At 53.4% G+C, this 22,012-nt stretch carries 22 protein-coding genes and 3 pseudogenes; 14 read left to right on the forward strand and 11 right to left on the reverse strand.

The features are described from left to right. Positions 1-2 precede the first annotated feature (2 nt). Positions 3-272, reverse strand: coding sequence for a hypothetical protein (locus tag AC1DRN_RS16960; RefSeq protein WP_223462261.1), 270 nt, complete (start codon positions 270-272; stop codon positions 3-5). Between the two features lie 178 nt (positions 273-450). On the opposite strand from AC1DRN_RS16960, the gene AC1DRN_RS16965 reads away from it, so the two are divergent. After that, positions 451-1,224, forward strand: a complete 774-nt coding sequence (locus AC1DRN_RS16965; RefSeq protein WP_457266229.1) for a ParA family protein — start codon at positions 451-453, stop codon at positions 1,222-1,224. 134 nt (positions 1,225-1,358) lie between these two features. Here the strand turns inward: AC1DRN_RS16965 and AC1DRN_RS16970 are convergent, their stop codons facing one another. After that, on the reverse strand, positions 1,359-2,180 hold the full coding sequence (locus tag AC1DRN_RS16970) for a CHAD domain-containing protein (RefSeq protein ID WP_457266221.1): 822 nt from the start codon (positions 2,178-2,180) through the stop codon (positions 1,359-1,361). A 184-nt stretch (positions 2,181-2,364) separates the two neighbouring features. Between AC1DRN_RS16970 and AC1DRN_RS16975 the strand changes: the two genes are divergently transcribed. Continuing rightward, positions 2,365-2,961 carry a DJ-1/PfpI family protein gene (locus tag AC1DRN_RS16975; RefSeq protein WP_457266222.1) on the forward strand — a complete coding sequence of 199 codons (597 nt, stop codon included), beginning with the start codon at positions 2,365-2,367 and terminating at the stop codon, positions 2,959-2,961. A gap of 278 nt (positions 2,962-3,239) precedes the next feature. On the opposite strand, the gene AC1DRN_RS16980 is transcribed toward AC1DRN_RS16975, so the two are convergent. After that, on the reverse strand, positions 3,240-3,995 hold the full coding sequence (locus AC1DRN_RS16980) for a hydroxypyruvate isomerase family protein (RefSeq protein WP_457266223.1): 756 nt from the start codon (positions 3,993-3,995) through the stop codon (positions 3,240-3,242). A gap of 253 nt (positions 3,996-4,248) precedes the next feature. Between AC1DRN_RS16980 and AC1DRN_RS16985 the strand changes: the two genes are divergently transcribed. Beyond that, positions 4,249-5,139 (forward strand): LysR family transcriptional regulator, encoded by an 891-nt coding sequence (locus AC1DRN_RS16985; RefSeq protein ID WP_223462266.1) that lies wholly within the window; start codon positions 4,249-4,251, stop codon positions 5,137-5,139. 224 nt (positions 5,140-5,363) lie between these two features. Here AC1DRN_RS16985 and AC1DRN_RS16990 read toward each other — a convergent pair whose 3' ends face one another. After that, positions 5,364-6,437, reverse strand: coding sequence for an NAD(P)/FAD-dependent oxidoreductase (locus tag AC1DRN_RS16990; RefSeq protein WP_457266224.1), 1,074 nt, complete (start codon positions 6,435-6,437; stop codon positions 5,364-5,366). Positions 6,438-6,480: 43 nt separating this feature from the next. On the opposite strand from AC1DRN_RS16990, the gene AC1DRN_RS16995 reads away from it, so the two are divergent. After that, positions 6,481-6,825 carry a hypothetical protein gene (locus tag AC1DRN_RS16995; protein ID WP_457266225.1) on the forward strand — a complete coding sequence of 115 codons (345 nt, stop codon included), beginning with the start codon at positions 6,481-6,483 and terminating at the stop codon, positions 6,823-6,825. Between the two features lie 190 nt (positions 6,826-7,015). On the opposite strand, the gene AC1DRN_RS17000 is transcribed toward AC1DRN_RS16995, so the two are convergent. The 3 genes from AC1DRN_RS17000 to AC1DRN_RS17010 all read right to left on the reverse strand — a co-directional run bounded on the left by AC1DRN_RS17000 (position 7,016) and on the right by AC1DRN_RS17010 (position 10,751). Next, entirely contained in the window at positions 7,016-8,431 is a 1,416-nt protein-coding gene (locus AC1DRN_RS17000) for an amino acid permease (protein WP_457266226.1), read from the reverse strand. A 175-nt stretch (positions 8,432-8,606) separates the two neighbouring features. Beyond that, positions 8,607-9,662 (reverse strand): ornithine cyclodeaminase, encoded by a 1,056-nt coding sequence (locus AC1DRN_RS17005; RefSeq protein ID WP_223462269.1) that lies wholly within the window; start codon positions 9,660-9,662, stop codon positions 8,607-8,609. 54 nt (positions 9,663-9,716) lie between these two features. Next, positions 9,717-10,751, reverse strand: coding sequence for a histone deacetylase family protein (locus tag AC1DRN_RS17010; protein ID WP_223462270.1), 1,035 nt, complete (start codon positions 10,749-10,751; stop codon positions 9,717-9,719). A gap of 119 nt (positions 10,752-10,870) precedes the next feature. Between AC1DRN_RS17010 and AC1DRN_RS17015 the strand changes: the two genes are divergently transcribed. Next, entirely contained in the window at positions 10,871-11,371 is a 501-nt protein-coding gene (locus AC1DRN_RS17015; protein ID WP_056724899.1) for an Lrp/AsnC family transcriptional regulator, read from the forward strand. 57 nt (positions 11,372-11,428) lie between these two features. On the opposite strand, the pseudogene AC1DRN_RS17020 reads toward AC1DRN_RS17015, so the two are convergent. Further along, positions 11,429-11,719, reverse strand: a pseudogene (locus AC1DRN_RS17020) (cysteate racemase); the annotation flags it as partial. 186 nt (positions 11,720-11,905) lie between these two features. Then, on the reverse strand, positions 11,906-12,784 hold the full coding sequence (locus AC1DRN_RS17025) for a LysR family transcriptional regulator (protein WP_223462271.1): 879 nt from the start codon (positions 12,782-12,784) through the stop codon (positions 11,906-11,908). A 206-nt stretch (positions 12,785-12,990) separates the two neighbouring features. On the opposite strand from AC1DRN_RS17025, the gene AC1DRN_RS17030 reads away from it, so the two are divergent. From AC1DRN_RS17030 to AC1DRN_RS17050, 5 genes and pseudogenes are all read left to right on the forward strand, one after another. After that, positions 12,991-13,416, forward strand: coding sequence for a VOC family protein (locus AC1DRN_RS17030; RefSeq protein ID WP_223462272.1), 426 nt, complete (start codon positions 12,991-12,993; stop codon positions 13,414-13,416). Positions 13,417-13,529: 113 nt separating this feature from the next. Then, complete coding sequence (locus tag AC1DRN_RS17035; RefSeq protein ID WP_457266365.1) at positions 13,530-14,789, forward strand: cation:dicarboxylate symporter family transporter; 1,260 nt, start codon at positions 13,530-13,532, stop codon at positions 14,787-14,789. 186 nt (positions 14,790-14,975) lie between these two features. Continuing rightward, entirely contained in the window at positions 14,976-16,721 is a 1,746-nt protein-coding gene (ggt, locus tag AC1DRN_RS17040; RefSeq protein WP_457266364.1) for a gamma-glutamyltransferase, read from the forward strand. Positions 16,722-16,878: 157 nt separating this feature from the next. Next, positions 16,879-16,953, forward strand: a pseudogene (locus AC1DRN_RS17045) (TetR/AcrR family transcriptional regulator); the annotation flags it as partial. A 21-nt stretch (positions 16,954-16,974) separates the two neighbouring features. After that, positions 16,975-17,052, forward strand: a pseudogene (locus AC1DRN_RS17050) (transposase domain-containing protein); the annotation flags it as partial. A gap of 50 nt (positions 17,053-17,102) precedes the next feature. Here AC1DRN_RS17050 and AC1DRN_RS17055 read toward each other — a convergent pair. Continuing rightward, positions 17,103-17,492 (reverse strand): winged helix-turn-helix transcriptional regulator, encoded by a 390-nt coding sequence (locus tag AC1DRN_RS17055; protein WP_223462275.1) that lies wholly within the window; start codon positions 17,490-17,492, stop codon positions 17,103-17,105. Positions 17,493-17,605: 113 nt separating this feature from the next. Here AC1DRN_RS17055 and namA point away from each other — a divergent pair, with 113 nt between their 5' ends. From namA to AC1DRN_RS17075, 4 genes are all read left to right on the forward strand, one after another. Beyond that, on the forward strand, positions 17,606-18,646 hold the full coding sequence (namA, locus tag AC1DRN_RS17060) for an NADPH dehydrogenase NamA (RefSeq protein ID WP_457266363.1): 1,041 nt from the start codon (positions 17,606-17,608) through the stop codon (positions 18,644-18,646). 60 nt (positions 18,647-18,706) lie between these two features. Continuing rightward, on the forward strand, positions 18,707-19,090 hold the full coding sequence (locus AC1DRN_RS17065; RefSeq protein WP_223462277.1) for a nuclear transport factor 2 family protein: 384 nt from the start codon (positions 18,707-18,709) through the stop codon (positions 19,088-19,090). A gap of 68 nt (positions 19,091-19,158) precedes the next feature. Beyond that, positions 19,159-20,178 (forward strand): alpha/beta hydrolase, encoded by a 1,020-nt coding sequence (locus AC1DRN_RS17070; protein ID WP_457266362.1) that lies wholly within the window; start codon positions 19,159-19,161, stop codon positions 20,176-20,178. Positions 20,179-20,468: 290 nt separating this feature from the next. Continuing rightward, positions 20,469-20,852, forward strand: a complete 384-nt coding sequence (locus AC1DRN_RS17075; RefSeq protein WP_457266368.1) for a nuclear transport factor 2 family protein — start codon at positions 20,469-20,471, stop codon at positions 20,850-20,852. Positions 20,853-20,984: 132 nt separating this feature from the next. Here the strand turns inward: AC1DRN_RS17075 and AC1DRN_RS17080 are convergent, their stop codons facing one another. Next, on the reverse strand, positions 20,985-21,995 hold the full coding sequence (locus AC1DRN_RS17080; protein ID WP_283190687.1) for a zinc-dependent alcohol dehydrogenase family protein: 1,011 nt from the start codon (positions 21,993-21,995) through the stop codon (positions 20,985-20,987). Positions 21,996-22,012 lie beyond the last annotated feature (17 nt).

The raw sequence follows: 22,012 nt of genomic DNA on the forward strand, positions 1-22,012 counted from the left end.
CATCATTCGAACCTTCTGGCATTCGCTACCTTGTCTTGAATTCCGTCAAGGTACTGGGACTTCAGCTCTTTGGTTAACGGCCCAAGGATGGGGTTTGCTTTGAACCGGGCCAACAGATGCTCAATCACCCGATCTACCTTGGCGTAGGCAGCAGTGACGCTTGAAGGCACCAGCGGATCAAACTGAATCCCTTCCATCTCGATATCGAGTCGTTTCAACAGGGGTTCGGCATCCAGGATCTGGTGGCGTATTTCATCCGGCGAGCATTGCATCGTCGACCTCCTTGTATTGCCGTAAGTACAGACACGCCTCTTGTTAACTGCAGTCGGGTGACGCAGTCAGGGCATGGCAGCCGCTGTCTTAAAAATGAAACAAAATTGTCGCGTAGAAATATTACTGAAATGTTTCAATCCTATGATCGAGGGAGATCTTTTTCAGGTTACCTCCCTCATGCGTCGAGCTGTGTTCAATCAAAAAGGAGGCGTTGGCAAATCAAGCATCGCCTGCAATCTCGCGGCTGTCAGTGCTGCCGAAGGCTACAGGACGTTGCTGGTGGATCTCGATCCTCAGGCTAACTCGACTCAATACCTGACAGGGCTGACAGGCGATGATATCCCCATGGGGATTGCCGATTTTTTCAAGCAAACCTTATCCGGCGGCCCGGCCAGCAAAAAGAATCGGGTGGCTATCACTAATACTCGCTACGACAATCTGCACCTGGTCACGGCCAGCCACGAGCTTGCCGACCTGCAGTCAAAGCTTGAGTCCAAATTCAAGATCAACAAGCTGCGCCGCTTGCTGGTGGAGCTTTCCGAAGATTACGAACGTATTTATATCGATACGCCGCCGTCCCTGAATTTCTACACGTTCAGCGCACTGATCGCCGCCGACCGTGTGCTGATTCCATTCGATTGCGACAGCTTTTCTCGTCAGGCGCTCTACAACGTCATCGCGCAAGTGGCTGAGTTGCAAGCTGACCATAATGAGTCGCTGATCGTGGAAGGTGTGGTGGTCAACCAATTTGTGGCACGTGCCAGCTTGCACCAGATGCTGATCGACGAGTTGGTGGCCGAAGGCTTGCCCGTGTTACCTGATTATTTGAGTAGCTCGGTCAAAATGCGTGAGTCCCATGAAGCGACGGTACCCATGATCCACCTGGCGCCACGCCATAAGCTTTCATTGGAATTTATCAGCCTGTTTTCCGCTTTGGAAAGAGCCGGTTGATCGCAAGAGCAAGGTTGAAACTTCAGCGTCTGACGATGGGATGGCACGCCTTGGTTCCGCATCTGATTCCGTGCGCTGAACATAAAATTGAAATCGAAATGCCAGTACGATAACTCGCGCGCAATCGATAGCTCTTACTTCGAATCAACTCCTGTTTTCTTGGCCGCCTTTGGGACGGCCATTTTTTTGCCTGAGATTTTTGGAAGCAGCATTTTCAGTTTTTGCATTTCGTCCTCGGCTTGTCGAAGTTCGCCGATGGAAGCCTCCGCCCACAGGTGCTCCAGCGGCTTAAGGTCAGGCTCAAGTTTTACCTTGAGGCACCACTGGAAATGGTCATGCCATGATCCCAGTGCCGATTGCACCGCCTTCAAGGATTTCGCCGCCGTCGTCGACAGCGGGGACAATTGTGGGAATGCTTCGGTAAGGTAGCGAGTGCGCTTTACCAAAATTCGTAACTCGTGCCGGTCAAACTGCTCATCGTCCAAAGCGCGATGGAGCTTATCGATTTGCTTGGTCAGCGCCTTGACGATGACCTGTTTCATTACCCTTGAATCATTGCCTGGCTCTGATGCCCTGAATGCAGAAGGCCATTGATCCAAGGCTACGAACAATCCATCCAGCGCGGGATCATTGAGTAATTTTCGATAATCTGTTTTTAAGCGAGAACGCCTGGTGGCCGCCGCTTCAGGCATGCCCTGAAGCTCAAGTTCGCTGGCCATTACTTCCAGATCCCGCGCCGGTGTCGTCAGCCGACCCGCCTCGGTGGCAGCCTCGCGAAGTACGGTCATTTCCTTCAATGAGCGCAATGGCGTTAGCAGACTTCGGATTCGTCTGACGGCGATCCTTAAATCGTGCAAGGCCTCGCTGTCTGTCTCTGCTTCCAGACGACTACGCGCATGGAACAGAACGACCTCAAGACCGAGAATTTCTTTTACGTATGTGTCGATGAATGCCATCAGATTCGCCTGTGACCACGTTTGTAATCAGTACAGAGCGTAGATCTTTATCGGGAGTCGGTGATGCAGATTGTTACTGCCATATTGCTGTAGAGAGTCAAAGTGTATCCATTACAATTTGTTGAATGTATTGGTTGTTGGATTTTACGATGGGCCACAAGATTTCACTGGTACGAGGCTCATAATGCACATCGCCATCCTTACCTTCGAAGGTTTCAACGAACTTGATTCGCTCATCTCGTTCGGCATCCTCAACCGGGTTCAACAGCCTGGTTGGCGAGTGTCTATCGCCAGCCCCACGGACAAGGTGCTGTCGATGAACGGCCTGATGATCGAGGCGCAGATGTCGTTGGAGGACGCATGTGGCGCGGACGCTGTGCTGGTGGGTAGTGGGAGAATGACCCGGGACGTCGTCGCGAATGCCGCGCTGATGTCTCGCCTGAAGCTTGATCCTGCGCGCCAACTCCTGGGCGCCCAGTGCTCGGGCACGCTCATACTTGCAAAGCTGGGCCTGCTGGACGACGTTCCGGCCTGCACGGATCTGATCACCAAGCCTTGGGTTGAGGAGGCTGGCGTGGCAGTGCTCAATCAACCGTTCGTGGCCAAGGGCAATGTCGCAACCGCTGGCGGGTGCTTGTCGTCGCATTATCTGGCCGCCTGGTTCATCTCACGTCTTGCAGGTATCGAGGCCGCACGCAGTGCGCTTCATTACGTTGCCCCAGTGGGGGAGAAGGACATTTACATAACGCGTGCGATGGCGAATATTTCGCGGTTTCTTTAATGCGAGCAGTGACCGTATATGGACTCCTCCTCGTTGGGAAGCTTCCTTCGCTTTGGCGCCCGTGCCGACTGCACACGTATATTCGGCCTCTGACTTCGGCATCGATTCGATGCAGGGCCATGATGGGCTATTCGCGCGTCGGCTCCCAATCGCTTCTACGTGCTTTACGCACCTGGACACTTGAGGGTTTTGCCAGCACCGTATCGCTGAACGATAGCCTCATCAAGCGCTTCTGAAAACACTCCATCTGTGGAGTGCATCAAAGTAACGCGGCTCACTCAAGCGCTAAGCAATTGCGTCTTGAGCCAGCCTAAGCTTGCAACAGTAGTGCTGGAAGGACGGTATTCACACCCGATCCATCCTGCGTAACCACGATGCTCCAGAGTCGCGAACAATTCAGCAAAATTGATTATGCCTGTACCCGGTTCGTGGCGACCTGGGCAGTCCGCAATCTGCACATGGACGGTTCGGTCATAAAACCGAGCCAGAACACCTGCAGCGTCTCCGGTCAAAAGCTGTGCATGGTAAAGGTCGAGAATCAGCCCAATACTCGGGAAGGTCTCCAGCACCCGTTGCGCCTTGCTGAAATCAGACATGTAGTACCCCGGGATTTCCTTTGGGCTGATCACTTCAATCAGGGGCCGCAACCCCTGATCTTCAAAGTATTTGACTGCATATTCCAGGTTGCTCACGAAGCTAGGTGTAGCCTCAACTTGTGCCGTAATCCCAGACATGATGTGCACATTCGAACAATCCAACACCTTTGCATACCGGGCGGCCAAGGCCAAACCTGCACGAAACTCTTCTTCCTTGCCTCGCAGGGCAGCAATGCCTTTGGTGACTCCGGCCGGTGCAGCGAACTGGATCAGAGGAAGAGAGTACTGAGTCAAATGAGCGGCTAAGTTACTGGCGTCAAATTCATAAGGAGAGGGAAACTCCACCGCCCGAAATCCAGCAGCGGCAGCAGCTTCGATACGCTGCAGAAAAGGCAGGTCGTTGAATTGAAAGCCGAGATGAGCATTGAACTTGAGCATTAGGTACACATCCATCTTTGAAAAAAACGAGTCATCTACCTGAACCATCCTTCGCCTTCATAGGATTGGCTTTTACTGCCACGGATTGGCATCTAGGAAAATCCATTTAAGGTCATGACGGCGGTCTCAAGAAGGCGACAATGAAGTAATCGCAAGTATGTTAACGGGCCACCATCATCACGAAAAATATTATGTTGTGATTAATTTCATCACTAATTGTTATGCTTTTGGTTTCGAACCGAGTACGACCGGCATGAATCTCAAAGCATTGATGTGCTGCGTAGAGGTCGCGCGGCAAGGTAGCTTCACCAAAGCTGCGCAAAGCCTGCATATCGCCCAACCAGCACTGAGCATGGCCATCACTCGCTTGGAGGAGGAGTTGGGCGTTACGCTTTTCAACCGCGCGGCACGACAAATCACTGTGACGGCTGAAGGACAAAGCTTTCTTGCACGTGTGGAAGTCGCTTTGCTCGAATTGGACATGGCACGCCAAGAGCTACGGGATATGGCGCATTTGCACAGTGGTGAGATTCGACTCGGCGTGCCTCCAATGTTCGGGATCAATTACATTCCACAGGTGCTCAACGCCTTTGGTAAACGATATCCAGGAATCGTGATGACGGTGATTGAAGGCAGTGCGGATGACATCAGCCAGCGGCTGGAAAGCCGTGACATCGACGTCGCGTTGTTGGAATCTCGTCGAGTCGAGAGCGGATGGGATTCCGTGTTGTTAGGCACCGACGAGATGGTGATGTGCATGAACGATAGCCACCCACTTTCGTGCGAAGCCTTTATCGAGGCCTGGCGTCTGCAAGATGAAAAAATGGTGCTTTTTGACCAAACATTCCTGCAACGCCATCTGTTCGACGCCTTCTGCGAAGCTTCCGGAGCCCGCTACCGAATAGCATTGCAAACCAATTTCGTCTCACTGGTCATCAAGGCAACAATGGATGGAATGGGCGCCTCTACGCTGCTGCGTTCCATTCAACAATGCGTGCCCGGCATGTTGGGTATTCCGTTCAAGCCGGCACAGACCATGAGTTTCAGTTTGTGCTGGCGAGCGAACGAATACTTATCTGTTGCAAACAAGCGGTTTGTTGAGTTTGCTCAAACGACCGGTTTCTTCAGTAAAGACCCCGGCTAAAAGGGATGGATCTGAAATGCCCTAAGCTACTGATATCGGCTGCCGGTCAGAAGGATAAATCCTTACGGCAGCCAAAGGCTTTTGGGCCGTTTTCTGTCTGTCACGACTGAACAGAATCGACTTACTTCCGCTGGTAGCACGTTGAGGGACTCGCCTGGAAAAGTACAGTTTCGAACTCAAGCTGTTGTTCGCGAGAACCGGGCTTGCGAGAAAGACAAGTGATCTTATGTCTGGAAGAATCGGTCGGGACGACACGAGCCAAGGGCCGAGGATGCCTTGTTGTCGACTATCTCCTCGCTGGCAAGACGGCCCACAATCGCCGCCAGAGTGACGCCAGGATGCATTGCGCAAACGTACACTCCGCCGATATCGGGTAGGTAGCCGATGATGGGTATGCCATCGACAGGAATTGGCCTGAGTCCGACACAAGCCAATTGCGGATCAATCGAAGTAATCCCATAGAGTTCGTTCTGGATGGCCCGAGCAGTTCGTAGCGCTATCTCTACTGGCTGGTTTTCCAAGGAGTCTCCCAAATAATCTTCCGCCGCCAGCAGCGTACCGTCGGTGCTTTGCCTTACTTCCATTTGAGGGCTGGAGATGATGGTGTTCACGAGATTGGGTTGTGTCTTGTAGCGGATGAGTATTGCCGCAGAGGCCTCTATTGGAAGGGACATCTTTAACGTCTCAGTCAGCTTCGTGATGCCTGTCCCCGCTGCCAGTACGACAATGTCTGCATCGATGATCCCCGTTACGGTTTCGACTCCCGTCACCTTTGCGTTCTGAGTTGGAAAGCCAAGCACCCGAGTATGCGTAAGAACTTTCGCGCCATGATTCTGGGCTCCTGCGATCAAAGCGTGAGTTGCTGCCACTGCATCCAGTGCGCCTTCTTCAGCTCCATACAAGGCATGTTGAGGGGGATTCTTGAGGTTCGGCTCAAGACCGAGTATCTGGGGGCGAGATACCAGGGTTGCCGAAGGCTGTTTGCCTGAGTCTTGCAGCTCTCTATCCAGGCTCGCGCTGTAAGACAGGGAGCCTGTCCATCGCACTTTCAGACCCGGTAGCTCGGATTGGAGGCGGCGGTATTCCTGGGTGGCGGCGCTACGCAATTCTGCGATTGGATCGGGCCCGCTGTGCGAGGTGTTGATCCAGGCGAATGAGCTTCCGGTCGCCCCGGACGCTATACCTTCAGCCTCGACCAAGACGACATTCGCGCCTTTGCCAGCCAGGTGATACGCCAAGGACGCGCCCACAATGCCTGCGCCAATGACAACAACTCGTTTGCCTGCGCTATTTTCCATAACAGCTTCCGTTCTGTTGACCTGATGAAAGTACTACATCCAGATGATCTCAGGGTTTGTAAACCTGGTCATGGCGGTTGGCTGCGTTGCAGCGTATCCAGAATATTGCCAGGGCATCATCACTGAATCTGCGCAGACATTCGTTGAGGCTGCAACGCTTGATGGAATTCGTCAGGCCGAGCGCCAGTTTGTTGAGCCGCAACAGTTGGCGCGATTACGGAAACACCACGCAGACAATACCCATTGGGTTTTACAGGCATGGGTCGATACCTGGCTTTCCGATGCATTCAGCCACTGGAATCTGGATACCCAGCTTCGCCTAGTTTGCTGTCCCGCACTGGCGTTGCATGGGGATCGAGATGGCCATCGAAGCAGTACGACTAACTGAGGATAGCTGGTGAAGTTTTGCTTACGGCGTCTCACCATTTGTCAGCAAACCGAATCGTTCATCCGTAGAGTTGGCCGTCAATGAAATATGACGGCCTTCAGTTGGGGCTCTTTAGCCTGTAGTCATCCCAGAAGTGCTGCGTCGCTGACGCGCTCTTCACTCATCGGCACCGAAAGGCACCAGGCGAACATCAGCTGTATTGATTTGCCGAACCGTCAGCGGGTTTGGGTTTTCTGGAACAGGTCAACGGGTAAGCAATTGCCAACCATATGAACCACCCCGGCATGACCATCAAGGCAATTCGGGTGTCGGGTCTCAATGCCAGCAGACAGAGAACGAAACCCAGAAACCCCAAGGAAAACCAGGCCATCGGCACGCCGCCAGGCATCTTGTAGATCGATTTCGCATGCAGTTCAGGACGAGTTTTGCGATAGGCAATGTACGACGCGAGAATGGTCGACCAGGTGAAAATCACCAGGATCGCCGACACGGTAGAGACGATGGTGAATGCGGTCATGACTTCTGGAACGATGAACAGCAACAACACGCCCACCAGCATCAACAGTGTGGTGAACGCCAGGCTCAGCAGAGGCACGCTATTGCTCGACAGACGCCGGAAAATCCCCGGAGCGTTGTCCTGATTGGCCAGTCCAAACAGCATGCGACTGGATGAAAATACGCCACTGTTGGCCGATGAGGCGGCGGATGTCAGCACCACAAAGTTGACGATACCGGCTGCTGCGGGAAACCCTGCAACCAGAAACAGCTCGACGAAGGGGCTCTTGTTGGGCGAAACCTGTTGCCAGGAAGTCACTGCAATAATGCAGGCCAGTGCCAGCACATAAAACAGGATGATTCTCAGCGGAATCGAGTTGATGGCTTTAGGCAGGGTCTTTTCGGGGGAGCGCGTTTCGGCGGCTGCGGTGCCGATCAGCTCGGTGCCCGCAAATGAGAAAATCGCCATCTGGAACCCGGCAAAGAAACCGAACAAGCCGTTGGGGAAGGCGGCCTGTTTATCCAGCAAGTGGTTCAGGGATGCGGTGACGCCACTGGGTGATACAAAGGAGCTGGCAATCATCACCATACTGACGCCAATCAGGGTGACGACGGCAATGATCTTGATGATCGCGAACCAGAACTCCACTTCACCGAAGAGCCTGACAGTCAGAACGTTCAAAGCGAACAGTGTCATCAGCATGCCGATCGCCGGTATCCAGGCGGGTACATCGGGGAACCAATACTGAAAAAATCCACCCACCACGACTGCATCACCTATCACTGCAACGCTCCAGCTTAGCCAGTATGACCAGCCGAGAAAGAATGCTGCGCGTGGGCCAAGATAGGCACCGGCAAAATCCGCGAAGGTTTTGAAGTTCAAGTTGGAAAGCAACATTTCGCCCATGGCGCGCATGACGAAGTAGACAAACAGACCGATGATCATATAGATGAGGATGATCGACGTGCCGGAGAGGGCGATGATCTTCCCGGAACCCATAAACAGACCGGTACCGATGGCACCTCCCATGGCCATTAACTGAATGTGACGATTGCTGAGCGTGCGCTGCAGCGCGGGCTGTTCAACCCGCTCGGACGGAGTCGATTTCATTACAAAACCTCTTGATTTTATGTTTTTGAGTTTTGGCAGAAAAGTGGGTGTCTAGCGTTCTTGTTGGAGATGCAACGGCTACTGACGGTGGTGGTTTGCGGGCGGCAGGGTTGGTCGTCCACTCACACGGTGAATAGCCCCTTGGCACTTTGCTCAGAGGCATCACCGATGGCTATCAGCTCACTGTGCGCAGGCGTGAGGGGACGATTGCTGGCGGTTGATCAAGCAGTTGGTATAGGTTTTTTATGTTGGCAGGCGTCGGCACCAGATGGATGCGCTCACCGATGGCATGCTCCCGCGCCAGATCGTGCACGTAGCGCAGCGACGAAAAGTCTTCGAGGGCAAAACCCACCGAATCGAACACGGTGACCTGTGCGTCGTTCTCGCGGCCTGGGACTTCGCCCTGAACAATCCGAAAGAATTCGACGACGGGAGAGTCGGCTTCCAGCTGTTGAATGTCGCCTTCAATCCGGGTTTGCGGTTCGAATTCAACGATGACCCGGGCATTGCGCAGGATGTCGGCGTGCAGTTCGGTTTTCCCTGGGCAGTCACCACCCACGGCATTGATATGCATGCCGGGCTCGATCATCTCGGGCGTCAGAATCGTTGCATAGGCCTTGTCTGCAGTGACAGTGGTGACGATGTGCGCACCCTTGACCGCTTCCTGTACCGAGTTGGCCAGAATCACTTCAATCCCCGGGAATGCGGCCAGGTTGTGCTTCAACTTGAGTGAAGCATCGCGATCGATATCGAAAATGCGGATTTCCTTGATGGACAGCATTTCGTGGAAGGCGAGAGCCTGAAATTCGCTCTGGGCGCCATTGCCGATGATTGCCATGGAGCTTGCACCAGAGCGCGCCAGGGACTGCGCAACCAGGGCGGAGGTAGCAGCAGTGCGCACGGCTGTGGTCAGCGTCAGTTCACTGAGCAAGGTTGGATAGCCACTGTGGACATCGGCCAGGACACCGAAGGCCATGACCGTCAGCAAATTGCTTTGACCGTTGCCTGGGTGACCATTCACGTATTTGAAGGAGTACTGTTGGCCATCGTCGGTGGGCATCAACTCGATCACACCGTCGGCCGAATGATTGGCGGTACGGGGCGACTTATCAAACTGCGCCCAGCGCAAATAGTCCGCTTCGATATAAGTGGCCATTTCGCGGATTGCCCGGCGGATTCCCACCGTGGCGAACAGGCGTGCAGCATGATCGACGTCTATAAAAAGAGTCATGTTTTTATTCTCCGATTCAATAGTTGAAGCGTTGCGATTCAGGGGATGGATGACTCAGGCGCGTTTGCTCTCGTAGCCATGCAGTACGTTGACCGCATTGATCCCGATCTCATCGACCATGTAGCCGCCTTCCATGACGAATAGAGTGGGGCAGCCGACGCTCGCGATCAGCTCTCCGATGCCGATGAAGTCTTCACTTTCCAGCAGGAAGTGACTGATGGGGTCGTCCTTGAACGTGTCGACGCCCAGTGAAATAACCAGCACTTCAGGCCCAAATTGCTGGAGTTTCTTACAGGCGTGGAGCAAGGCGTTGCGATAACTTTCCCAAGTGGTGTTCTTCGGCATCGGATAGTTCAGGTTGTAACCTTCGCCTTGGCCTGTGCCTACTTCGTGGCTGAAGCCTGAGTAGTACGGGTAGGACACCGCCGGTTCGCCGTGAAGCGAGACAAACATGACGTCACTACGCTTGTAGAAAATGTTCTGGGTGCCGTTGCCGTGATGAAAGTCGACGTCCAGTACGGCGACACGTTTGGCACCTTGGGTAATGGCCTGCTGTGCAGCAATGGCGGCGTTGTTGAGATAGCAATAGCCGCCCATGTATTCGCGCGCTGCATGATGGCCGGGCGGTCGGCACAGGGCAAAGGCACTGTCATGGCCTTCATCGATCAGTGCCAGGCCGGTGAGGGCGATGTCTGCACTGGTTTTCACCGCTTGCCAAGTGGTCGCGGTAATCGGGGAGCCGGCGTCCATGGCGTAGAAACCGAGCTTGCCGTCGATGAACGTCGGGACTTGCTCGTTGGACAGGTCACGCACTGGCCATACCAGCGGTAGGGCATCGTGCGTACGCCCGGTCGCGCACCATTCTGACCAGGCGCTTTCCAGAAAGCTGACGTAGCGCTCGCTGTGCGCATTGACGTAGCACGACCGGTCAAATGCTCGCGGTTCGATGATCTGGCCAAGGCCTACCTGCTGGACACGCTTATGGACGGTATCGGCCCGACTGGGCTGTTCGAACGATGGCTTGAGCACGCCGTCTTTCAATTCGGTGCCGTGGTGCAAGCGGTGGGAATCACTGAAAACTGTAAACATTCTGCGCATCCGTTAATGTGAGCCAGTGCAAATATTCTGTTCCGGCCGGGATGCGCTTTCTTTGCTTTGTTTTCGTGGTTTAGTAGATTATTCGGGCGTTTTTACTCTGGAATGGCGTCATGCAGAAAAAATTATCCAAACGCATCAGCCTCGACGATACCGACTTGGCAATCCTCGCATTGCTGCAGGAGGATGCGAGTATTTCCAACGCTGAGCTCAGTGAGCGCTTGTCGTTAAGCCTGACACCTTGCTGGAGGCGGCGTAAGAGAATGGAGGAGGCGGGCGTGATCAAGGGCTATCAGGCGAACCTTGATCGACGAATGCTGGGGCTGGATATCATGGCGTTCGTGCACATCCGTTTTTCCACCCACGCCGATCACGCTCCCGACGCCTTCGAGGCGGTGATTGCGCAATTGCCCGAAGTGTTGTCCTGTCACAAGATCACCGGGGATGCCGATTACGTGCTGCAAGTGTTGGCAGAGGATCTTGATAGCTACAGTGACTTTATCGAGCAGGTGCTCAGGCGTCAGGTGGGTATTGCGTCCATCCAGTCCAGTCTGGCTTTACGCGAGGTCAAGACCAGTAGCCGTATAGCGATACCCAAGTCGAGCAAGGAGTGAATGGGCAGGGGTTAGATCACCTTGTGAAACACTGTCTTTGACGTAGCTCCGTTGTTATCAACCGACACACTGTTGCTTGCTCAGTGACTGAGGCTTGTCCGTGTTTTCACGGGCAAGCTGAATGCACTTCAATGCCAAAATGGTTGTCGGGTCGACCAATGCAACCTCATGATTTTTGATCATGCAGGATTCGCTATGCTCGAGCACCAGGGGTAGCTCTGTGCACCCCAGGATGAGCACATCGGCACCCAGTTCACACAGGTGCTCTGCAGCGATCAAGACGTAAATCGACTCCATCACCAACGCCTGGTAATCCACACCTGGGGTGATTATTTGCAACCCGGTTCGCTACAGAAGCCGGTCGCAATCGCGATATCGGTGATCGGCCGATTGCTCTGCAGAATAAGCTGTCGCGCTGAAGCGCTGAAAGGCGATGCTGGGCACGGTTCAGCAACCGTTCAATCGTGGCAGACCAAGTGATTTCGGATTGAATACAAACTAGGGCCCTCGCGGGTGCTTTTTATTGCCCGGAATTTATTCGGAGCCAATTTTTACTTGATCACTTATAAGCTGGGCAAGTATCCGCACCGGTTCGGTAAAGCTCTGTCGAGACCTGTGTACGAGCCCGATATCACGGTGGAAGGTGTGCTGTCCGAGATCGAGCGCTCGTACACCTACGGGCCATTCCTGATGGGTTGCTGTCTGCGGCACCAGCGCTACACCAACGCCATTGGCCACTAGCTTGATGATCGCCTCTAGTTCATCCAGCTCGCAAACCTCCCGCAAGGTGAAATGCATGTGCCGAAGGAAGCGATCCACCTGCCTGCCCCCGAATGATGATCGGTCATACCGAATGAACGGTTCGCTGGAAAGTAGTGCTGACCAATCTTCTCCTGGCAGTTCACGCGGAACGATCAGCCGGTAGGGCTCAAGCGCCAAGGTCGTCCAGCGTAGATCGCTCTGAAGAGAGAAGGGCGGGCGAATAATTGCCGCCATGTCGATTTCGCCGGCATCCACGAGGTTGACCAACTCCATCGATAGCCCCGGGATTACGCGGGTTCGGCATTGAGGGCATTGTTGGTGAAACTTGGCTAGTGCATCTGGAAGATAGGAGCGCTGTACGGAAGCGATAGCACCGATGTTCACCAGAACGCTCGCAGGAAGTCCGACCGTGGTGGAGCCCAGATTGTCGTAAAGCCGAAGCAGCTCTTGCGCTTGCAGGAGTATTTGATGGCCCATCCTGTTTAGGTGGGCTGAGCGTCCCTTCCTGTCGAATATCTCAAAGCCGAGCTCGGCCTCCAGACGCTGAATCTGGGCGCTCACCGCTGCTTGGGTGAGGCCGATTTTATTCCCGGCAGCGGCAAACGTACCTTCCCGTGCAACGGCGATGAGTGTTTTGAGTTCTTTAATCATTCACAAATATTAATTGTGTTTCTAAGAAAATTATATTGATTTTTTTACTTTGTTGGCCGCCCTACGATGTGTCTATCCCCCGGCAACTGCCCGAGCCTATAAGCCGATGTCGGTGGGACGGCGGAACTTGAAGCGTCGCGAAAAACCAACGGCCAGCATTCATACGCTCCGTCCTTCACCAACAAAAAAACTGTATTGGAGTTCTGATGAGCCTCTCGCCTTTCCACCTCGCAATCCCCGTTTACAACCTCGCTGGCGCACGCACATTTTACGGCGATGTGTTCGGCCTGGAAGAAGGTCGCTCCAGCAACCAGTGGGTCGACTTCAACTTTTATGGCCACCAACTGGTTATTCACGAACACCCCAAAACCGCTTCCCAGGAAAGCGTCCATAGCAACCCGGTAGACGGCCACGACGTACCTGTTCCGCACTTCGGCATCATCCTGGGCTGGGAGGAATGGGAAGCGCTGGCCGAGCGCTTGAAGTCTTTCGGCACGGAGTTTGTGATCGAACCCTACATTCGTTTCAAAGGGCAGGTCGGCGAGCAAGCCACCATGTTCTTGTTCGACCCGTGCGGTAACGCCCTYGAATTCAAGGCGTTCAAGGATATGAGCCAGCTCTTCGCAAAATAAGAAAAGTGTTGGCACAACAGCGTTGTGCCATTTGAACTCAAGTGAGCTGGAAGCTCATGACTCTAGCAACTGCCAGTTAACGCAGTCCTTTCATTCCAACAAGAAGGCTAGACATGAAACGTATTCCCTTGGTGTGGCAAATCATTGCCGGGCTGTTGCTTGGTGTGCTCGTCGGTTGGTATTTCAATACCCATCCGCAGTATCAATCTTGGGTCAGTGCAGAAATTCTGAAACCGCTTGGCGATATCTTCATCAAGATGATGAAGATGGTCGTCGTACCGATCGTGTTCTGTTGCATGATCCTGGGCATCGCGGGAGGCGGAGATAACAAGTCATTTGGTCGTATGGGCGCAAAGTCGCTGGGCTATTTCTTTGCGATCACCGGCTTGGCGATTGTGATGGGTCTTTGTTTCGCGAACATCTTCGAGCCTGGCACAGGGACTGATATTTCCGGTATTACGCATAGCGCTGCGTCCATCACGATGGAGCCTTCGAAGGGCGCTCTCGTGATTGTGCAGAACATCGTCCCGGACAACGTATTTGTGGCAATGTCCGAAGCCAAGCTGTTGTCGGTGCTGTTCTTCGCCGTGTTGTTCGGCATGGCATTGAACTCGCTGCCCAGGGAGAAGAGCGCGCCAGTGGTCGCCGTGGTTCAGGGTATTTCCGATGCGATGTTCAAAGTCGTCTCAATCGTCATGGCGTACGCTCCGATAGGCGTATTTGGCATGATCGGCGCTACCGTTGCGACCTTTGGCTTTGCCTCGCTATTGCCCTTGCTCAAGCTGATTGGTGTGGTCTACCTGGCGCTGATTGTCTTTGCGTTGGTGGTACTCGGCGGTATTTGCTATCTGATCGGCGAGAACATTTTCAAGCTGATCAAGTATTTCCGAAATGAGCTGATCCTTGCGTTCTCGAGTGCCGCATCGGCAGCGGTTATGCCGCAGTTGATGACCAAGCTGGAAAGCTATGGCGTTCCGCGCCGCATCGTCAGTTTTGTGGTTCCGGTCGGTTATGCATTCAACTTGGATGGCGCGTCGATTTTCCTTGGGGTGGCTACGATTTTTGTCGCTCAACTCTATGGTATCGACCTGTCGCTTTCTCAGCAGATTCTGCTGGTGGTCACAATGGTGCTGACCTCCAAAGGTGCTGCCGGGGTACCTGGATTTGCCATCATTATTTTGTCTGCGACGTTGGCGTCTGCCGGTCTTCCATTGGAAGGGGTAGCGCTTATTGCGGGGATCTTTAGGATTATTGATAGCGGCACAACCACGTTGAACGTGCTGGGTAATGCGATCGCACCATTGGTTATCGCCAAATGGGAGAAGGCGGCCCTTGAGCCTTCACGAATCGAACGCGTAGCACAGAAAGCATAGTTACTCATGAGGAGTCATCGGCTATCAAAAGTCTATGGCTCTTCCTGTTTTCGCCATTCAACAATAAATGTTTATGTCTGTTCTCTTTGCCGGGTTCTGAGCTGTGCAGTTAGATTTTTTCTTAACTGTATCAATTCGGATTTCCGCGTTTTGCTGCCGATTATTAATAAAAAAATAAGGTGCTTTATGCGCAAAGAATTCTTTCCCGATTCACACCGTAAGTTTGCTTTGTTGTGTGCGGTTTTACTTGCCAGCTTCCTGACCGTGGGAAATGCTCAGGCCGCTTCAGGCAATACTGTTAAATCGCATCTGTTGACCCATTCTGCCGTGGCAGTACCTGATCGTTATGCGGCTGAAACCGCCAAAGCCATCTTTGCCAAAGGTGGCAACGCCGTCGATGCGGCGGTGGCCATTGCATTCACGCTAGCTGTTACCTATCCGGAAGCGGGGAACATTGGCGGTGGTGGATTCATGACGATCTATCACGAGGGCAAACCTTACTTCCTTGACTACCGCGAGCGGGCACCGATCAAGGCGACCAGGGACATGTTCGTCGCCGGCAATGGTCAAGTGATCCCTGCTGATAGCACCCAAAGCAGCGTGCTTGGCTACAAGGCCGTGGGCGTCCCAGGTACGGTCGTCGGTCTGTGGGAAGCCCATCAGCGTCTTGGCAAGCTCAGCTGGCAGGCGCTGGTCGAGCCGGCAATCCACTATGCAGATGCAGGCTTTCGAGTTGATGAAATGCTAGCCGGTTTGGCGGCAACGGAAAATAAGCAGCGATTCGCTGGAAAAACCAATTTCTCTGAGCATTTTGGTGCGTTGCAGTCAGGCATGCTTTTTAAGCAGCCTGAACTGGCAGCAGTATTGAAACGAATCGCGAAGCACGGCACTGCAGGTTTTTATTCCGGCAAGACTGCCGAACTGATCGTTAATGATATGAGGGAACATGGCGGACTTATCAGCGAAGCCGACCTGCGGAACTACAAGGCCATTTGGCGAGAGCCGATACAGGCAAACTGGAATGGTTTCCAGGTGGTGACCGCGCCACCGCCCAGCTCCGGTGGGATCGCTCTGGTTCAGCTATTGAAGATGAAAGAAGCGCGCAACGCGGATTTTAGTGGCGTGCCGCTGAACTCGCCAGAGTACATTCATCTCGTAGCAGAAATCGAAAAGCGAGTGTTTGCCGACCGAGCGCAGTACCTGGGCGATCCCGATTTCTACAAGGTTCCGGTAAGACAGTTGGTGGATGAGAATTACCTAATGCGGCGGGCGGCGGAAGTGAATGTTTCGGCCACCTCAGACACCAGTAAAGTAGTCGCAGGTTTGAACATTACCTTCCCGGAAAAACCGGAAACGACGCATTTTTCGATTGTCGACAAATGGGGGAACGCGGTATCCAACACCTACACATTGAATGGCTTCTTCGGGTCTGGAGTGGTTGCCGGTAAAACCGGAATACTGCTCAACGATGAGATGGATGACTTCTCTGCCCTTGCCGGAGTGCCCAACCAGTTGGGGGTTGTCGGTAATGACACCAACGCGATTGAGCCCGGAAAGAGACCACTTTCCTCGATGTCTCCGACCATTTTTCTGAAGGACGGGAAGGTCGCGTTAGTCATCGGCACGCCGGGTGGCCCTAGAATTTTTACATCGATCTTTCAAGTGGTGAGCAATATCTATGACTTCAAATTGCCGCTAAAGGATGCTGTTAGCGCGATGCGCTTTCATCATCAATTGCTGCCGGCAAATACCATTTTTTGGGAGCCTTACTCTCCGATCACGGGGCAGTTAGCCAGGGATCTCGACGCCAAGGGCTACAATCTCGTCAACCAGGGTTTCAATGGTGATATTCAGGCGATCAAGGTGAATGGCGGTATCCCGGAACCGGTGACAGACCCGAGGGGCAGGGGAGTAACGATGCTGGTCAAATAATTCGTCATTTCCAAACAAATAATTCGATCTGAGCAACAGTTTCCGTTTCCATCGTCGGGCACTGAGGTGAGGCTTGGTGATTTGAGGGATGGAAGAAAGCTAGATCGGGAAAACGTCTATAGACGACCGGTCTAGTTTTCTGTGGGCTATCCACCCTATGAAGAAACCTATTCAAGACATGCGGCAGCACATCATTGATGTAGCGAAGTCGCTGATGACCCATAAAGGTTACTGAGTTTGTTCCTTTGAAGGCTTCGCCTATCTCAAAGATTTGCTGACGCGGCTGCCGACGCAGCAAGCGAATGAGATCGTCCAACTGCTGCCTCATTAATGTGAGCCAGCCCATCAAACACAAAGTCATTGAGGCAATAGAATCTAAAACTAGGCCAGAGATTCAAACTGATCGTCATCGACCGCAGAGCGCCTGAACTCTAAGATCGTACTCTCATGCGCCGCTCCCCATTCCCGCATCGCACTGACCAAAGGCGCAAGTGTGTTGCCTAATTCTGTGAGCGAATACTCCACCTTGGGCGGCACTTCGCGATAGATTTCGCGATGGATAACTCTGTCTGTCTCCAGCTCTCTCAACTGAAGGGTGAGCATCCTCTGAGTCACATCCGGAATTAACCGGCGCAACTCGTTGAACCGCTTTGTTCCGGACATCAGGTGGAACAGTATGAGCGATTTCCATTTCCCGCCGATCACATCAACGGTAAACGCGACGGGGCAAGCAAACGCTTCAACTTCTCCCTGAGGAGCGCATTTCTTCACTGGGTATCTCCATGGTATAAAAAATGTGCCTACAGCACAAAATTGTGCGTACTTACGTAAAGATGCTGTGGACGTTAGCATGATTCCATATTAACCACTATGGAATCCGCCAGATGAGCTTGTTGCTATCCCCCCATGAAATTAAAGGCCTGAAACTGAAAAACCGGGTCGTTATGTCCCCTATGTGCATGCACATGGCCGCTGATGATGGCTTTGTCACTGACTGGCACCGAGTTCATTATGGTGCTCGAGCTTTAGGTCAGGCGGGGCTGATTTTTCCAGAAACGCTGGCTATCGAGGCTGATGGTCGTATAGGGGCCGGTGACTTGGGTATCTGGAGCGATGAGCATATTGGCGGCCTGAAGGCGCTGACTGAACTGCTCCACGGCTTTGGGGCAAAAGCTGGCGCTCAAATTGGCCATGCCGGGCGCAATGCCGATTTGCCTAATCTCATTCATATCGCTCCGTCGGCGATTCCCTTCACGGATACCAGCCTTGTTCCCCGCGAACTCGCAGCTGATGAGATTCCGGGTTTGGTAAAGCTATATGGCGATGCCGCACGGCGCGCCCGCGAAGCGGGATTCGATGTGCTCGAGATCCACGCCGCGCATGGCTACTTGCTTAGTGAGTTTCTCTCGCCACTAGCCAACATGCGCGACGACGAATATGGAGGTGATGCCAAGCGTCGCTATCGCTTCCTGCGCGAAGTTTTGGAAGAGGTTAAAACTCACTGGGAAGATCGTCCTCTGTTCGTACGGATATCCAGCTCTGATTACGCCGAAGGCGGAAACACGCCTGAGTCGTTCCTTGAATATGGTCGCTGGATGAAAGAGCAGGGTGTTGACCTGATCGACTGCAGCTCCGGCGGAATCAAGATGGTCAAGGTGCAGACCTACCCGGGGTACCAGGTACCGGCCGCTGAATTACTGCGTAAGGAGTTGCATATTGCTACAGGTGCTGTGGGTGTGATTCAGAGTGGGCGTCAAGCCGAAGAAATCTTGCAAAACGGCCGCGCTGATCTGGTGTTTGTAGGGCGACAAATGCTGCGCGATCCATTCTGGGTGCGCACCGCAGCAGATGATCTGAGGGAAGTCATAGAGATTCCTGAGGCCTACACACGTTATGGATCTGTCTGGCTTGATACCAAAGCCTGAAGCTTTTCTGCGTAAATCAAATCAGTGATCAATAGCAATCCAATGAAGCAGGGTAAACACATGAGCGAACCGACTTACGTACAAGAACACCAAGCCATCACCGAGGTGCTGAACAAGTACATTGAGGGTTGCAAACACGCCAAAAGCAGCATCATGAAGCCAGCTTTCAGTGAGCAAGCAACGATGTTTAGCGTCGATGGCGACGGTAAGCTGACCGGCGGCGCGATTCCAATCCTGTTCGATGGGATCGACAAGGGTTTCCGCCCATCTCCTGACGCACCGGCAGCTATAGTCCGCATCGAGGTCGTCGGTACGGCGGCTAGCGCGCGCATTGACGCCAACGACATGTCAGGCATTTCGTTCACCGACTTTTTCCATCTGTTGAAAGTCGATGGCAAGTGGACGGTCGTCAGCAAGATCTTTCATACCCACGTCGCGCCTTGACCCTCTGTCGTCCTTGAGTCTGCGGTAGTTGAGGCTTCCCAGCACTCAGACATAATAATGGAAACGTCATGAAAACCCTTACATCTGCTCTCGCTCTTACGGTCGTTACTCTTGCGCCCGGTACTGCCTCCGCCACCACATACCCGGGAGTTGAGCACAACACGGCGAAACTCTTGCAATCGCTTGAAGGTGGCAAGACTCTCGATTCCATGACGCCGGTCGATGCCCGTGCCGCGCTGGCGGGTGCCCAGGCGGCCCCCCAAGTGGCGTTGCCGGCAGCTGATGTCAGCGAGATGACAATACGCGTCAACGGCAGCGATCTGAAGTTGACTATCGTGCGTCCGGTCGGTACTCAACAGAAGACCCTGCCCGCGTTCATGTATTTCCACGGCGGTGGCTGGGTGCTGGGCGACTTCCCGACCCACGAACGACTGGTGCGTGACCTGGTGGTAGGCTCGGGTGCGGTGGCGGTCTTCGTCAACTATAGCCTCTCGCCAGAGGCGGCATATGGCGTCGCCACCGAGCAAGCCTATGCCGCGACAAAATGGGTCGCCGAACATGGCGAAGATATTAAGGTAGACGGCACTCGCCTCGCCGTAGCCGGCAACAGCGCAGGCGGGAACATTGCCGCCGTAGTTGCCCTGATGGCGAACGAGAAGGGTGAACCTGCACTGCGCTCGCAAGTGTTGCTGTGCCCAGTGACAGACTCCAACTTTGACACGCCGTCGTACAAGGAGTTTGCCAACGGCTATTTCCTGACGAAGGACATGATGGCGTGGTTCTGGGACAATTACACACTCGACGCCGAAGCACGCAAGCAGATTTACGCTTCGCCGCTGCAGGCGACAACCGAGCAGTTGAAGGGCTTGCCGCCGACGCTGATCCAGACTGCCGAATTCGATGTCCTGCGCGATGAAGCTGAAGCTTACGGCCGCAAGCTCGACGCTGCGGGTGTACCTGTGAAGTCGGTACGCTACAACGGCATGATTCACGATTTTGGGCTGTCGAACGCATTCAGCCATCTGCCGACGCCCCGCACCGCGATCGAGCAGGCATCTCAAGAACTTAAGACCAGCCTGAACAAGTAGTTTCAAAAACAAAGAGTCCGCAGGCCTCGGTGAAACTGCGGAATTCTTTATTGAAAACACATCGTTAATTTCATTGCGAAGCTACAGTAGCACCAAAGTTTTCGGAACACCTGCTGTGCTTTTTGCAGAGTTGAGCATAAATCAATAATCGCAATCCTTATTAAATTAAGAGTGAATAAATGAAAATTACTTCTATCAAGAGTTTGTTTTTTGTCGCCCTGATTTCGAGCTTGGGCGCGATTGCTCAAGCAGATAGCCTACCGAGTGACCAACAAGACAGTAGTAAAGCAGTGAGCAAACCTACCTACGTAGAAGAATACCAAGCTATCACTGAGGTGCTTAACAAGTATATTGAGGGTTGCAAGCAGGCCAAGAGCAGTATCATGAAGCCCGCTTTCAACGAACATGCGACGATGTACAGCGTCGGCGCCGATGGCAAGCTAGCCGGCGGCGCGATACCAATCCTGTTCGATGGGATCGACAAGGGTTTCCGTCCATCTCCTGACGCAAAGACCGCTATTACCCGCATAGAGATCGTCGGTACTGCCGCTAGTGCTCGCATCGACGCCAACGATATGTCAGGCATCTCCTTCACCGACTTCTTTCATCTGCTGAAAGTCGAAGGCAAGTGGACTGTGGTTAGCAAGATTTTCCAAACGCATGTAGCGCCTTAATTACTTGAGCCGTCCGGCGGCTTTGTGCTCGACTATCTAGGGCTTCTGCGCTGGAACCCTTCGATCACAGCCATCGACTTTAGTTAGTGAAGTCGGTATTCAACCGCCGGATRACCCAGTCCTTTCTTGATCTTACGAAATTTTGATTACTACTTTACCAAAGGCGCCTCTGGCCAAGTGCTCATACGCTTGGCGTGCTTGATCAAATGGATACACGTGGTCGATTACCGGGCGAATCTTGTGCTCATTCAAGAATTCGTTCATGCGATCAAATGAGGAGCGAGGAGCAACGGCGATGCCACGAATCGTTGTTTGCCGGAAGATCAAAGGCATCAGGTTCAGTGCAGAGGTTTGGCCGGTCAGGAAGCCGATCTGTGCGATACGTCCTCCTGCCTTTGTCGCTGCAACCGATTGATTGATGCCATCCCCGCCTGCCACATCCAGCAGGAGATCGACCCCCTTGCCGTCAGTGAGCTTTAGTACTTCCTCTGCCCACTCAGGGCTAGTGCGATAATTTACACCCGCAACAGCACCCAGTTTTTTCACTGCTTGCAGATTGTCATCTCGACTGGAAGTGACGATAACTTTGGCGCCAAGTGCCGTTGCAATTTGTGCTGCGAAAACAGAAACACCCCCTGAACCCTGAACCAAAACGGTTTGGCCTGCCTCGATCTGGCCGAAATCAACGAGCGCATACCATGCGGTCAGAGCAGCAATTGGAAGGGTCGCAGCTTCCTCATCCGACATGTTGTCGGGCGCACGTACCGCGCTGTCTTCATGGATAATCATGTACTCCGCCAGACCGCCCGGCAATGGCGAGCCGAAGCAGTAGTTGGGCTCATCAGGCCCTGGCATGCCATCCAACCAACGTGAGTAAAGGTGTGAGTTAACTCGATCTCCGATAGAGAAGCGGCTGACGCCATCACCGACTGCTACGACAGTACCTGCCGCGTCGCTTACAGGGATTAGCGGCTTGGGCACCATATGAGGCTCATAGATGCCGTCAACGATAGCCTTATCTCGGAAGTTGAGCGATACAGCCCCCACTTTTACCAGCAGTTCTCCAGCTTTGGGCACGGGTGTCTCAGCTTCCCCCTGCACAAGATTGTCCAATCCGAAATCTTTCAGAAGCCACGCTTTCATTTTCAGTCTCCAGCAAT

This window comes from Pseudomonas sp. P5_B3, from assembly GCF_056400405.1.